Source organism: Aeoliella fuhlenseeensis, from assembly GCF_052161615.1.
GTDB lineage: Bacteria > Planctomycetota > Planctomycetia > Pirellulales > Lacipirellulaceae > Aeoliella.
In genome coordinates, this window is the sequence record NZ_CP197417.1 from 5,261,817 (window position 1) to 5,275,678 (window position 13,862).

Consider the following 13,862-nt stretch of genomic DNA (forward strand, 5'->3'; position numbering starts at 1 on the left):
CACGCTTGGTCGGGGCTACGTGGGTCTGCAGTAGATCGCACTCTATTCCTTCAAGTCCACGCACACGATCTCGCGGTCATTCCGTGCGAACACGCAGCCTTCGGCGAACGCTGGGTGCGTCCACACCACGTCGCGGCCGAAAGCCTCGCCCGCGGGCTCAATGATGTTCTGCTTGCCGTGAACGGTGATCGCTTCGCGGGTCATGTCGCAGACGATCAGGTCGCCCTGCTCGTTGAAGATAAAGTACTTGCCGCTGGGCGTATGGCGAACGATGAAGCCAGTGCCATGCCGTGGAAGTCGGCCTGCGTCGGCTCCCACCAAGATCTCAAGGTTTTCCCACAACCGCTCGCCGGTCGTGGGGTCGACCGCCATCAGCTTGCTGCTCTCGATGTCGCAGCCGAAGATGGCGTCCTTCGTAAAGTACGGCGTCGAGTTCGAGCAGTACACCGACTCCCGTGCCGAGTTGTCCTTCCAAGTGATTTTCGGATCACCACTCTTGAGAGCGTCGAGCATCATCGCCTCGCCATAGCCGGTGACGAACATTTGCTCGTCCAAACGCCTTGGCACGGCGATCGACATGCCGAACTTCGATTGAATAGGCTTGGTCCAAAGCTCTTCGCCGCTCTCCGCATCCAGCAGCGATACGCCAGCCGGGTGGAATGCCACGACGCAGGTTTTGCCATCGACCACCGTAGTGCTGGGCGACGAGTATCCTGGCTCGGTGGACGACAGGGCGCGCCAAGCTTCTTCGCCGGTCTCTTTATTAAACGCGACCACCGCGGTTCCGTCGCCACCCACCATACTCACCACCAAGTCGCCGACGACCAGCGGACTCGACGAGTGACCCCAGATGGGTGTCTTGATGCCGAACTTCTTGAGGAAGTTGACGTGCCACACCTGCTCGCCATCCGAAACACGGCGGCACACGAGATCGCCCTCGGTACCCAACGTGTAAATGTGCTCGCCAACAATAGTCGGGGCCGAGCGCGGGCCGTTCGGGTAAGAGACGTAGTAGTCGACCGGCATCCCCTTGGTCCACAGTACCTTGCCCGTAGCGGCGTCGATCGAGTGGAGGCGCTCGTTGCCTTTGAGTCCAATCGGCCGGCCAGGATTGTTCTCGGCGGTACCCTCGGTGATCTCGTAGTCGAACACGTACACCTTGCCACCGGCGACCGACGGGGCACTGTACCCAAGACTGCATGGCAAGCTCCATTTTTGCTTGAGCTCCCCGTCCATGAACGAAGTCTTGATGCCTGGTGCGTCCCAGTTGCTCGCCCGATCCGGCCCCAGCCACTGTGGCCAGTCTTCGGCCAGCACGGGGTTCACAAGGGCAACCACCAGCAGCAAGAACGCAAAACGCAGGGCTACCATCGCAAAGGCTCCGGGAGGAACGGGGGCAGGACGCCGAACTCGGCAGGTCCGTATTGTTGGACAACCGAGGCCGGAAGTCAAAGCGACGTAGTGTGAAGAGTCGGCGAAGGTGACAGAATAGGGCATGAAATTGCTGGAAACGGCCGGCTGTGCGCATGAACGATTTGCAAGACAATCCGCGGGCTTCGCGACGGCGGCCTCGCAAAAAAATCAAAAAACAGGCCGATCTTGCACTTGCCACTCGGCGACTATCGACCAATAGTCTCGCGGAAAGCGAAAACATCTCCAATTGCAAACATCTCCAAGTCGTGCCTTCGCGGCCTCTCCGCTAATGACCGCCTGAAACTTTGGCTAATTCGCTAGCCAACCTTTCGTCTGGATCTCGCACACCAAGTCCGTGAACTCGGTCAGCTGCATGCATGCCATTGACGGCGCGCATGACTGGCCTCGCATTCCATCTCTTTGAGGTAAGCCCGTTCTTCGAACTGAACTTAGAGGAGAAACGTAGATGAAGACTTTATCCCGTACAGGTTCCCTTACTGCCATCGCAATTTGCGCCCTCGCAATGGGCTCTCAGGCGTTGGCCCAGTCCATTGTGACAGGTGGCCAAACCAACGTCGCTCTGAATTTCGACGCGTTGTCGTCGGCAGCTGGTTTGACATTTTCGAGCGTATCGAGCGATGTGATCGCTCCAGGTTCTATTGCTGACTCCGTGGCGTTCTCCGTCAATCCACGCGACGCCGCTTCGCTGCCCACCACGTTTTCCTACGATGCAGCAACGTTTCCCGCCGCTGGAAGCTTCGCTGGTAGTATTGAGCACACAGGCAGCGTGTTCTTCAACGCCGACACGGTCGAAGTGGGTAACTTCACAATTGCCTTTGACGCAGCGCGTGCTGGAACGCTTGGCGGCAATGCCAGCGGCTTCTTCGTGGCGAGCACCGTCGGCGTAGTGGCACCGTTGTTCGACATTCAAGTGACGGGCGCGTCGCCCGAAGTGACGAGCCTGACCGTCGATGGAAACCTGCTTGTGTCGCCAGAACTGGGAGGCTTCCTGCTTACCAATCAACTTGCTACCAGCAACTTGTCAGGCGTCGCGGTGGGCGTGGCCCGGGTCGAGGCAGTGGCGATTCCCGAGCCAAGCACTCTCGCGATCCTGGGATTGGGTGCCTGCGGACTGATCGCCTACCGTCGCCGATCCAAGTAACAGGCAGCTTGGCATTCAGCAAGATTTACGGACGCAAAGCGGTCCCTGTCGTCAATCGATGGCGATGGGGGCCGCTTTTTTTTGCGTGCGTTGATACGTCCAATGCGTTGCACTTCCGGCCACTGCGATTTGACCGGGCGCGGGCTTCTCTGCTAGCTTTGCGATAGCACTCGCAACAAGGCTCGCATGAACGATCCGCAAGACAATCCGTACGCGTCGCCTAGCCAGCCGGGGAAAAGCCGGCGTCGAAAGCGTTGGTCGGTTGGAGTGCGGCTGCTTTGCTGGTCGCTGGGTTCGTTAGCCCTCTCGATGGCGTCAATCGCCGCTGGGTTGTTGCACTACCATCAGCTTTCGCAGGCCTTTGACACGCGTCTTCAAGATAGCCGCGAGTTGGCGCGTCTCACGGAGCCGGCCGGCTACTGGCTGATTCCAGCCCTCGGGTTTCTGGCAATCTCCCTCATCGTGGGCATCGTCGCTTTAGTGGTAGTTGCCAGCAAATTGGCTCGCCGACGCTGAAATCCCCGGCATTTCGCCCATTCTTCCAATCTGCCCTCTCGTGGTATATTGAGGGGCTATAGCTCCGGGATCAGAGGACGACCCGGCCCCTCCGTTTTCCCTCCTGTCGGCCTCCTACCTCCGAATTCCAGCTCGCGTCGATGGACCCCAAGTACATTCGCAACTTTTCGATCATCGCCCACATCGATCATGGGAAGAGCACCCTCGCGGACCGACTGCTCGAGATCACCGATACCATTAGCAAGCGTGAGATGAAGGAGCAGGTGCTCGACGACATGGATCTCGAGCGGCAGCGCGGCATCACGATCAAGGCCCGCGCCGTGAGCATGAAGACCAAGTACAAGGGCAAGGACTACGAGCTCAATCTGATCGACACCCCGGGCCACGTCGACTTCCAGTACGAAGTGTCGCGGTCGCTGGCGTGTTGCGAAGGTGCCGTGCTGCTGGTCGACGCCTTTCAAGGGGTCGAAGCCCAAACCGTGGCGAACGCCTACGCGGCGATGGAGCAAGAGCTGACCATCGTCCCCGTGATGAACAAGGTCGACCTCAACCACGCCCGACCCGACGAAGTCAAACAAGAGATGGAGCAGACGCTCGCCATCGACCCCGACGACGTGCTTGGTTGCAGTGCGAAGACCGGCATGGGTTGCCGCGAGGTGATCGAAGCGGTCATCGAGCGTGTCCCCGCCCCCGCGGGCGATCCCAACGCGACGCTCCAGGCGATGGTGTTCGACTCGATCTACGACGAGTTCCGCGGCGCGGTGACTTATCTTCGGATCATGAACGGCACCGTCAAGAAGGGACAGAAGATCAAGTTCATTCAGGCCGGCACGACGCACGACGTGATCGAACTGGGTCAGTTCGCCCCTAAGCGAGTCCCGCGAACCCAGCTTTCCGCCGGGCAGGTGGGCTACCTGATCTGCAACATCAAGTCGCTCGGACAAGTTCAGATCGGCGATACCATTACCGTCGCCACGGGCGAACCAGCCACGGCGCTACCTGGCTATCAGCAACCCAAGCGAATGGTGTTCTGCGGTCTTTATCCGTCGGATGGTCAAGACTTCGAGCAGCTACGCGAGGCCCTCGGCAAGCTCCAGATTAACGACCCCAGCTTCGATTTCGAACCCGAGACGTCCGACGCCCTCGGCTTCGGTTTCCGCTGTGGCTTCCTCGGTCTGTTGCACATGGAAATCGTGCAGCAACGTCTTGAGGGCGAGTCGGACATCGACCTGGTGCAGACAGCGCCCAACGTGACCTACGAAGTCACCACCAAGAGCGGCGAGGAACTCGAAGTCCACACGCCCCAGCGCGTCCCCGACCAGGGCGACATCGAAGAGTTCCGCCAGCCGATCGTACGCGTCAACTTCGTACTGCCGACCGACTACATCGGCGGCATCATGAAGCTCTGTTCCGATCGCCGCGGCGAGTACGTCCGGACCGAGTACCTGTCGAGCACGCGGGCGATGCTGACGTACGACCTGGCGCTCGCCGACGTGGTGTACGACATGCACGACCGACTCAAGAGCATCACGCGGGGCTACGGCACCATGGATTATGAGCTCATCGGCTATCGCCCCGGCGAGTTGGTGCGTCTCGACATCCTGGTGAAGAACGAGCGAGTCGACGCCCTGTCGATCGTCTGCGACAAGCGCGACGCCGAGGTCCGCGGCCGGGCGGTGATCAAGAAGCTGAAGCAAGAAATCCCGCGGCACATGTTCGAGGTCCCGCTTCAAGCTGCCATCGGCACGCGCGTCATCGCTCGCGAGACTATCAGCGCGATGAGCAAGAACGTGACCGCCAAATGCTACGGCGGCGACATCAGCCGCAAGCGCAAACTGTGGGAGAAGCAGAAGGAAGGCAAGAAGCGCATGAAGTCGATCGGCCAAGTCGACATTCCGCAGAAGGCGTTCCTCGCGGTGCTAGAGACTGGCGAAACCGAAGGCAAAGGGGGCGTGAAGTCGCGGTAGGTGCTGGATAGCTAACGGGAATAGCCCCGACCAAGCTTGGTCGGGGAGGACCGCGAGCTATAATTAGGGTAGCGTTTAAGCGTTTGGTGCACGTCCCACGGAGTTACCACCATGCAATCTACCAAATACGTCTACTGGGAAGCGGAAGGTGGCTGGTTGGGTTACTTGCAAGACTATCCCGACTACCTCACCCAAGGCGACACACTCGACGACTTACGCGAGCACTTGGCTGACCTCTATCGCGATGTCACGAGCGGCGTCCTTCCAGGCGTTCGCCGCGTCGATGATCTGGTGATCTCGTGAAACGAGTGGATTTGATTACGGTGCTTGAAGCCGTGGGATGTGAGTTGGTCAGGCATGGTGCAAGACATGACTGGTATCGCAACCCAATTACTGGCGTGCTTCAGCCGTGCCCCGGCATCGCGAGATCAAAGAAGTGCTTGCGAAGCATATCATCAAGAAGTTGAGCAACGGTTAGGCGGGCAGCCCGACCAAGCTTGGTCGGGGCTATTTGAAGATCCTAACCTCACCCTCGCCACTCCAGCGTCGTAAATCGTTCTCGCGCTGCCCGCTCTAGCTGTTCGCGATGGTCGGGGTGCGCGATGTCGATCAAGGCGCAGGCGCGTTGGCGGAGGTTTTTTCCGTAGAGATTCGCCACGCCGTACTCGGTGACGACGTAATGGACGTGTGCCCGTGTGGTGACAACGCCGGCACCCTCTTTCAACACGGCCACGATGCGAGATTCGCCTCGGCGAGTGCTGGACGGCAAGGCGATGATCGGCTTGCCACCCGGCGAGAGCGACGCTCCGCGGATAAAGTCCATCTGCCCGCCCACGCCTGAATAGATCCGAGGGCCGATGGAGTCGGCACACACCTGCCCCGTTAGATCGACTTCGATGGCGCTGTTGATCGCCGTGACTTTCGGCTGGCGACGGATCACCGCGGTATCGTTCACGTAACTCGCTTCGAGCATGTCGACGGCCGGGTTGTCGTCGATAAAGTCGTACACTTTCTGCGTGCCGATGCAAAAAGAGCCGACCACTTTACCCGCATCAAGCGTTTTGTACTTCCCGTTGATCACGCCACGTTCTACCAGTTCAACAATGCCGTCAGAGAACATCTCGGAGTGCACACCAAGGTCTTTGTGATCCTTAAGAGCGGCGAGCACGGCATCGGGGATCGCACCAATGCCAAGTTGTAGGGTTGCTCCGTCTTCGACTAGCTCGGCAATGTGGCGACCGATCGATCGCTCGGTGGACGATAACTCGCAGGGAACTCGCTGGTGCAATAGCTCATCGTGCTCAACCGCTAAACCAATCTGCGAAATATGCAACTGCCCATGCCCGTGGGTGCGTGGCATGTGGCGATTGATTTGCGCCACGACGAACCGTGCCGAGTCAACCGCAGCCCGTGAAGCGTCAACCGAAACGCCTAGCGAACAGTATCCGTGCTGATCAGGTGGCGACACCTGCACTAGCGCTACATCGAGCGGCAATGCACGGCTGCGGAAAAGGTTCGGCACTTCGCTCAGGAAGATGGGTATGTAGTCCGCGTTGCCATTGTGCATCGCACCCCGACAGTTCGCGCCCACGAACAGCGAGTTGGTGTAGATCTTCCCCACCAGCTCGGGATCCTGGCACGGATCGGAACCTTCGGTGTGCAGGTGCATCACCTCGACATCATTTAGGTCACGGGCACGCACCGTGAGCGCCTCGACCAGCGCTTGCGGCGTCGCGGCCGCCGTGTGGACGAACACCCGATGCCCAGACTGAATAACTTCAACGGCTTTATCAGCGGTAGTAATTTGCACGAAAGGAACCTACCAAAGAACGAACGCGAAACTCGAGGAGGGCAGCATTCTGCCGCCCCTTCCATTGTGCGCGATGTCGTTCGATGTTCCGAGAGTCCCCCGAGGACTATCGTTGTGCCGCCCGAGTCAGCTCGGGACGGCGCTGCGTATTGTCGTGCGCCAACAATCCGTCTTGCCCGACGAAGTAATTATTGTTGCCCTCGACCACCAGATTGAAGGCCTCCTGGTCCACATTCGCCGAAGCCACAGCACGTAGTTCCAAAGGCGTACCCGTGGCCGTGGTGATACGATCGCCCGCCGAGAGTTCCTTCGCCATTCGCCAGCCCGATCCCTCTACCCAAAATGGATGCCCCAGCGTGCAGACGATTTCGTGGTCGCCGGCTTGAAGGTGCATCATCGCTGTGGGTGGGCGAACAGTAGTTAGCAACACAGGCCGGAAGGCTCGCTCGCCGGTCTGTTCGTCCATGGTGAGCACTAGGTCGCCCGCAGCCACAGTTTGGATCTCTTTCATGCCAGTCTTGGTCCACACCAACGTGCCGGCTGCGAAGCAGGAGGGTGTGTACTCTGTTACGTACTGCGGGCAGTAGTACTTTTCGACGACGCGAAAGGTGACGGTGTCGCGGTAGTCGTCGTAGCCATTTTCCTCTCGCCAGTAGTTCCACCACTGATGCGGATTATCAGAATAGTCCTTGCCTGTGAGCGCGCGAAGCACTTCCACGATGCGGCTGTTAAGCTGTTGTCGATTTGCGTTTGTCGAGGCAGCCATCTCTTCCAATCGCTGTGCCTCGCGAATCATTTGCTGGGCGGCCATGTACGTTCCTTGAGCCGCCTTGTTCAGGCGGCGCTGCAGAGTACGCGGATTAGCGCGTGGGGTAAACAGCACCGGTGCCGCGTAGGTGGTTGAGGACGCGACCACGTAGTCGGCGTCGGCCGCCTCAGCCACCATTTCGTGCGTGTACTGAATAAGACCAGTCTCGTTTCGAGAGATGTCAAACCGCGTTTGAATCACCGGAGTGAGGCCCGTCACTAAAACCGGCAGCACTTCATAAGTGGGACGGTGCTTCAAGGTTTCGATTGCCGCAAGGCGCAGATGCTCATCGTCGGCAAGAACGGCTACGCGAGCGAGAGCAAGGCTGGCCTGGTAACTCGGAAGCCTCTCAAGGCCCTCAACGTACGCCTTGCACAATCGTGCGTTGCGACTCGCTTGGCCTGCCCCAGCCTTACCAGTATTAATCGCCAGCTTCTCAAACTCGGGAATCGCCGTTTCATCGACCGTCGCTTCGATATCGGCAAGCGCGCGAGCCGCCTCATCACCACCGAGCGAGACGGCACGATCCCATCCGGCGAGGCGGGTACGCCACGCTCCCTCCGCTTCGCGACGTGCACGCCGCTCCGCCTTCAGATCCGCGACCATGCTCCGGCTTACCAATTGTCCGTTGAACCAGGTGCAGTCGAGCGCTCGCAGGGCGTCTTTGTTCTTGGGATCCGCCGACAGCACACTAAGCCAGTGGTAGCGGGCTTCGTCGGCAAGGCTGTTGCGGTCGCACCATTTGGCGAGTTCCAGATGCGCCGCGGGGGCCGTTGCCTCGGCCTTAAGCGTCTGGTACTCCTGCTGATACTTGTTGGTCCGAGCCTCTTCCTGAATGGCACCAATCGACTTCCACTCTCCGCCTTGGAGCATCTCGCCACGGGCCCAGTGCGCGGGTGCATGATCGGGAGCCACGCGCAGGGCTTGATCGAGCAGGTCGTCACGAAGCTCCAGCTCGCCCGCCGCACCAGCAGCGAGTGCTTCTTGCGTCATGCGTTCGGCGACGCCGACTACAACGGTGTCGCTTGCCAACGCATTTCCTGCGAACAGGAACAACGCAGAAACACCTGCCAACTTCCAAGCTGGATTCAACCTTACCACGGTTTCCCCTCCGTTGTTAAGTTGCACGTTATGGTAGTACTACCGCTGTGCGGCTCGTGCGAGTTCCGGTCGACGCTGTGTGTTGTCGTGCGACAACAGACCGTCCTGGCCGACGAAGTAATTATTGTTCCCTTCGACCACTAAATTAAAGGCCTGCTGCTCTTCTTCGGCCGAAGCAACGGCACGCAGTTCAAGCGGCGCGCCGGTGGCCGTGGTGATGCGATCGCCCACGGACAGTTCTTTGGCCATCCGCCAACCCGTACCCTCGACCCAAAAAGGGTGACCCGGCGTGCAGACGATCTGGTAGTTGCTCGTAGCCAAGTGCATCATCGGGCCTGGCGGGCGGAGTGTTGTGCGAAGCACGGGCCGGAACGATCGCTCGCCCGTTTGCTCGTCCATGGTAAGGACGATGTCGCCAGCGCGGAGCGTCTCGATCTCCTGCATACCGGTCTTGGTCCACACCAAGGTGCCCGCCGCGAAGCACTCGTAACCGCCACCACCTCCGCCCGTTTGGATCGGCGGGGCGACGATTTCCGTGAGGTCGTACGACTGGTCGGCTCGGTAGGCGACGGTTTCGCGGTACTCGTCGTAGCCATTCTCTTCGCGCCAGTAGTCCCACCACTCGCGGGGATTGTCGGAATAGTCTTTCCCCGTCAGCGTGCGAAGCACGGCGACGATGCGGCCATTAAGTTGCTCGCGGGTCGCATTCGCCGAGGCCGCCATTTCTTCAAGACGTTGTGCTTCGCGAGCCATTTGCTGGGCAGCCGTGTACTGCCGCATCTCCGAGCGATTCAGGGCTCGTTGAACCGCCTGAGCGCTCGCGCCCTCGATCACCACCACCGGTGCCGCCACGGTGGTCGATGTCTCGGCGACGTAATCGACATCAGCTCCTTCAGCCACCATCTCGTGAGTGTATTGAATCAGTCCGTTCTCGCTCCGCGTGATGTCGAATCGACTCTCGATCACAGGAGTAAGCCCGGTGAACAGCATCGGCAGCACCTCATAAGTAGGCCGCTGCTTCAAAGTCTCCATGGCTGCGAGTTGGAGCGTCGAGTCGTCGGCGAGCACCGCGAGACGTGCGAGCGACAAGCTCGCCTCGTAGCTCGGCAGGCGTTCTAGGGCCGAGACGTAGGCTTCGCAAAGTTGTGCGTTGCGACTTGCTTGGCCGGGGCCACGCTTGCGGGTGTTGATCGCTAGCTTCTCGAACTCGGGAATCGCCGATTCATCGACGGTCGCTTCCACATCGGCGAGCGCACGTTCGGCCTCGTCACCGCCGGATTTAATGGCGCGGTCCCACCCAGCGATGCGAGCTCGCCATGTCCCCTCTGCCTTACGTCGCTCGCGTTGGTCGAGCTTCAGGTCTGCCACTTCATCGCGAGGCAGCAATCGACCCTCGAACCAATCGCTATCAAGCGCTCGTAGGGCGTCTTTGTTCTGCGGATCGGCCGTCAGGACGTTAAGCCAATGATACCGGGCTTCGTCGGCCAAGTTGTTCCGCTGGCACCACTTGGCGAGCTCAAGCTGTGCGGCGGATCCCTCGGGTGCCTGCGACTTCATCGCCTGGTATTCGTCACGCCGAGTGTTGGCGCGGGCTTCCTCTTGCACCACGCCAATCGACTTCCACTCGCCATCCTGCTCGATCTGGCCCTTCGCCCAGCGCGCGGGGGCGTGGTCGGGGGCAACCCGCAGTGCCTGGTCGAGCAGGTCTTCGCGAAGTTCCGTTTCACCTGCCGCGCCGGCAGCCAGGGCTTCGCGAGTCATGCGCTCGGCAATGCCCGAGGCAACATTGTCGCCGGCCGATGAAAGGGAGCTGACGGTAAATCCGATGGCGAGGCAGATTGGAAACGTGGTACGCATGGGAACTCATTCCGGTGTCAGAGAAGGACGGACCGAAGCCATTCGCAATTATGGGGGGACTTTATTCTTCCCCGCAAGTTTTTTGCGAAACTTGTTAAGATAGGAAAACCCCGTGTGGATTCCTGCGAAGCGTTGGTCGTTGGGCACTCAGGGAGAGACCCTAACTACTGAGTTCCGCACCCAGCATGGCGCGAGCCGCTTACGTTCATGTTCCGTTCTGTGCCCACCGCTGCGGGTACTGCAACTTCGCGCTCGTCGCCGGTCGCGGCGACCTGGTGCCGAGCTATCTTCAGGCCGTCGAAATCGAACTGCGGCAGCAACTCGCCGAGCCACAAGAAGTCGACACGCTCTACTACGGCGGCGGAACGCCGACCCAACTTGGGCCTAGCGGACTTCGCACGCTCACCGAACTTACGGCGCATTGGCACCCGCTGGCCGCCGGCTACGAATGGACCGTCGAGGCCAACCCCGCCGACATGACGTCCGAAATGGCGGACATGCTCGCCGCGGCGGGCGTGAACCGCTTGAGCCTTGGGGCCCAGTCGTTTCGCGCCGAGAAGCTGCGGGTACTCGAACGCGACCACAACGCCGGTGACATCGAGCGCTCGGTGGAACTCGCCCGCGAACGAGGCATCGCGGTGTCCATCGACCTGATTTTCGCCGCACCGGGCGAGTTGCTCGCCGAGTGGCTGGACGATCTTCGGCGGGCAATCGAACTCCGCCCTCAGCACATCTCGGTTTACGGGCTGACGTTCGAGAAGGGGACGACCTACTGGAGCCGGCGGATGCGTGGCGAGCTCCTGCAAGCCGAGGACGATCTTGAGCGCGACATGTACATCTCGGCGATCGAAGAGCTAGCCGCCGCGGGGTTCGAGCACTACGAGGTGTCGAACTTTGCCCAGCCCGGACGCCGGAGCCGGCACAACGAAACCTACTGGCGGGGCGACGAGTACTACGCCGTTGGCCCGGGCGCGGCGCGCTACGTCGCTGGTGTTCGCGAGACGAACCACCGCAGCACCACCACCTATTTGCAACGCGTTCTAGCAGGGGAGTCGGCAGTTGCCGAGCGAGAACAATTCGACGACGAGTCGCGGGCTCGCGAGCGGTTGGTGTTCGCGCTGCGTCGCCTCGAGGGCCTCCGCCGCGATGAGTTCCAACAAGCCACCGGATTCGCGATGGACGAACTCGCCGGCGAAGCAATTTCGAAGTTCACCAGCTACGGCCTACTCGCCGACGATGGCGATCGCGTACGGCTGACGCGCGAAGGGCTGCTGGTGAGCGACGCGATGTGGCCCGAGATGCTTTGAGCGGCAATCCAAGTGAGCCGGGCCGTCCCCGGCCCCGGACTTTTCAGAGAGTTCGCAGTTCTGCGGGCACGATTAAAGTGGTGCGCGTGGCAACTGGCGGGCGAACGGCGGAAGCTGGCGCGGCGGGAGTTTCTCGCCGGTTTCGTCCGACCAGATATCGCGCTCTTCGTCGCTGGCGTAGTACCGTAGCCAAATCTCGGGGTCACCCTCGATGTTGGCACAGTCCCAGTGCAAGAAGCTGCTGCGCTTCGAAAGCTTCTTCTCGTAGCTCGGCAGGATGTCGCGGTAGATGAGCGTGTAAAGCTGGCGATCGTCCAAGTGGTTGGTGAAGTCCAGCACGATCTGCTGCTGGTAAAGCTGCTCGACGACGCTATCGAGCAGTTCGCTCAGATCGTCGCCGGCCAAGTGATCGGGGTGAGGCAGCACCATTTCCGGGTCGAACCACTGGCTGATCGGGACCATCGGAGCCCGCTCCCATTCCAGCATCGATTCGAGAAACTCATTCTCGCGATGGGTCGACATCACGCTGTAATCGACGCTTCCAATGGATTCGTCAAACAGCGGCTCCAGCTCGTCACGCAACCGGGCGTTCCGCAGCAGGCTATCGACGTCGTTGTGTTGAGAAGATTCGGGCATGAACATGGCTGGCGTGCACGGACCGATAAAGGCCGTGCGCATCGGTGTCGTATGCGGGTGGTGGAGCACTCCGGCGCTCCCGTGAATTCGACTTTAACAAGCCGCTACGGAGGGCAAAAGAGCTTTGAGTGCCCAGCGGCCACAAGTTGCAAAAAGGCTAAAGAAAGAACCGGCACGACCCGCAAGGTCAGCCCGTTTGCCCAGCACGACCGGCAGAGTTTTGCAGCGAGCTAGCGTCGCTGGCGCGGGGAACCCTGTGGCATTCCGACAGGAGTGGAACGACTGAGGAATCTGGCGTGGAGATCGCAAGCCGCCGCCATTCTGGTGGCTGGAACTTCAAACTTCAGCCATCCTCAGCACGGCCCTGCCCGGCAGCGTAGATTCCTCAGTCGCTTAGGCTCCTTCGGAATGACACTTACCCGGCTACCTTTCCTACAGCTTCACCCCCATCAGTCCCATCAACATTTTCATGTCGTCCCAGCAATCTTTCTTCGCGGCAGGATTGCGAAGCAGGTAGGCGGGGTGGTAGGTGCAGACGACGTTGATGCCGCGGTACTGATGAATCTGGCCGCGGAGTTTGCCGATTGTCTCCGTCGTTTCCAGCAGATTCTGGGCGGCGACCGCCCCCAGGCAGCAAATGTACTCAGGCTGAATGAGCTCGAGCTGCCGGCGGAGGTACTGTTTGCAGTTCGCCGATTCCTGGGGCAGAGGATTCCGATTTCCCGGCGGCCGGCACTTCAGGACGTTGAGAATGTAGACTTCTTCCCGTGTCAACGTGCACGCCTCGATGATCTTCGTCAGCAATTGCCCGGCGCGGCCCACGAAGGGCAAGCCGGTGCGATCCTCGTCGGCCCCCGGAGCTTCGCCCATGAAGCAAAGCCTCGCCTTGGGATTGCCGCTGCCGAACACGGTTTGCGTGCGCGTCGTGGCTAGCTCGTGGCAGAGCGTGCAGCCGGCGACCTCGGCCTGGAGGATTTCGAGCGTGGCGGCCGACGAAACCTTGTCGGTCGGTTTTGCGGCGACGCCGGGCTCCGTCGGTTCAAACAGGGCGGCGGGCTTGGCTTTGGCCGATTTGGACGGGCGAGGCATATCGGGCTCAAGGGGCGAAGGGGGCTGGGGCAGGGGGGAAGCCGGCACGGGGGGCTGGGGTGGCTCGGCAGCCGGCATCGGGACCGCCGAGGCCCGCGGAAACTGCTCGACCCCCGCCATTTTCAGGCTTTCGAGGCGTGCCAGAACGGCTCGATGGCGGGCGGAATCCATAACGTACACTTACTAAAGGTTGATC

Annotated in this window: 11 protein-coding genes; 5 read left to right on the forward strand and 6 right to left on the reverse strand. The window is 60.5% G+C overall.

Annotation, left to right across the window (positions count from 1 at the left end; all coding sequences use genetic code 11):
• Positions 1-42: 42 nt before the first annotated feature.
• Positions 43-1,371, reverse strand: a complete 1,329-nt coding sequence (locus SH292x_RS20630) for a PQQ-binding-like beta-propeller repeat protein (RefSeq protein ID WP_442482914.1) — start codon at positions 1,369-1,371, stop codon at positions 43-45.
• 508 nt (positions 1,372-1,879) lie between these two features.
• On the opposite strand from SH292x_RS20630, the gene SH292x_RS20635 reads away from it, so the two are divergent.
• From SH292x_RS20635 to SH292x_RS20650, 4 genes are all read left to right on the forward strand, one after another.
• Positions 1,880-2,575, forward strand: coding sequence for a PEP-CTERM sorting domain-containing protein (locus tag SH292x_RS20635; protein ID WP_442482915.1), 696 nt, complete (start codon positions 1,880-1,882; stop codon positions 2,573-2,575).
• Between the two features lie 186 nt (positions 2,576-2,761).
• Complete coding sequence (locus SH292x_RS20640; RefSeq protein ID WP_442482916.1) at positions 2,762-3,091, forward strand: hypothetical protein; 330 nt, start codon at positions 2,762-2,764, stop codon at positions 3,089-3,091.
• A gap of 140 nt (positions 3,092-3,231) precedes the next feature.
• Positions 3,232-5,058, forward strand: coding sequence for a translation elongation factor 4 (gene lepA, locus SH292x_RS20645; RefSeq protein ID WP_442482917.1), 1,827 nt, complete (start codon positions 3,232-3,234; stop codon positions 5,056-5,058).
• Between the two features lie 111 nt (positions 5,059-5,169).
• Positions 5,170-5,361 carry a type II toxin-antitoxin system HicB family antitoxin gene (locus SH292x_RS20650; protein WP_442482918.1) on the forward strand — a complete coding sequence of 64 codons (192 nt, stop codon included), beginning with the start codon at positions 5,170-5,172 and terminating at the stop codon, positions 5,359-5,361.
• A 223-nt stretch (positions 5,362-5,584) separates the two neighbouring features.
• On the opposite strand, the gene SH292x_RS20655 is transcribed toward SH292x_RS20650, so the two are convergent.
• From SH292x_RS20655 to SH292x_RS20665, 3 genes are all read right to left on the reverse strand, one after another.
• Entirely contained in the window at positions 5,585-6,868 is a 1,284-nt protein-coding gene (locus SH292x_RS20655; RefSeq protein WP_442482919.1) for an acetyl-CoA hydrolase/transferase family protein, read from the reverse strand.
• A gap of 106 nt (positions 6,869-6,974) precedes the next feature.
• Positions 6,975-8,708 (reverse strand): polymorphic toxin-type HINT domain-containing protein, encoded by a 1,734-nt coding sequence (locus SH292x_RS20660; protein WP_442482920.1) that lies wholly within the window; start codon positions 8,706-8,708, stop codon positions 6,975-6,977.
• Between the two features lie 108 nt (positions 8,709-8,816).
• Positions 8,817-10,634, reverse strand: a complete 1,818-nt coding sequence (locus SH292x_RS20665) for a polymorphic toxin-type HINT domain-containing protein (RefSeq protein ID WP_442482921.1) — start codon at positions 10,632-10,634, stop codon at positions 8,817-8,819.
• A 185-nt stretch (positions 10,635-10,819) separates the two neighbouring features.
• Between SH292x_RS20665 and hemW the strand changes: the two genes are divergently transcribed.
• Positions 10,820-11,941, forward strand: a complete 1,122-nt coding sequence (hemW, locus tag SH292x_RS20670) for a radical SAM family heme chaperone HemW (RefSeq protein WP_442482922.1) — start codon at positions 10,820-10,822, stop codon at positions 11,939-11,941.
• Between the two features lie 72 nt (positions 11,942-12,013).
• Here hemW and SH292x_RS20675 read toward each other — a convergent pair whose 3' ends face one another.
• Together SH292x_RS20675 and SH292x_RS20680 are read right to left on the reverse strand one after the other, a co-directional pair.
• A complete protein-coding gene (locus SH292x_RS20675; protein WP_442482923.1) occupies positions 12,014-12,577 on the reverse strand; it encodes a hypothetical protein in 564 nt (187 codons plus the stop codon).
• Positions 12,578-13,009: 432 nt separating this feature from the next.
• The gene (locus tag SH292x_RS20680; protein WP_442482924.1) at positions 13,010-13,837 is read right to left on the reverse strand and encodes a uracil-DNA glycosylase; all 828 of its coding nucleotides are present in this window, start codon (positions 13,835-13,837) and stop codon (positions 13,010-13,012) included.
• Between the last annotated feature and the right edge of the window lie 25 nt (positions 13,838-13,862).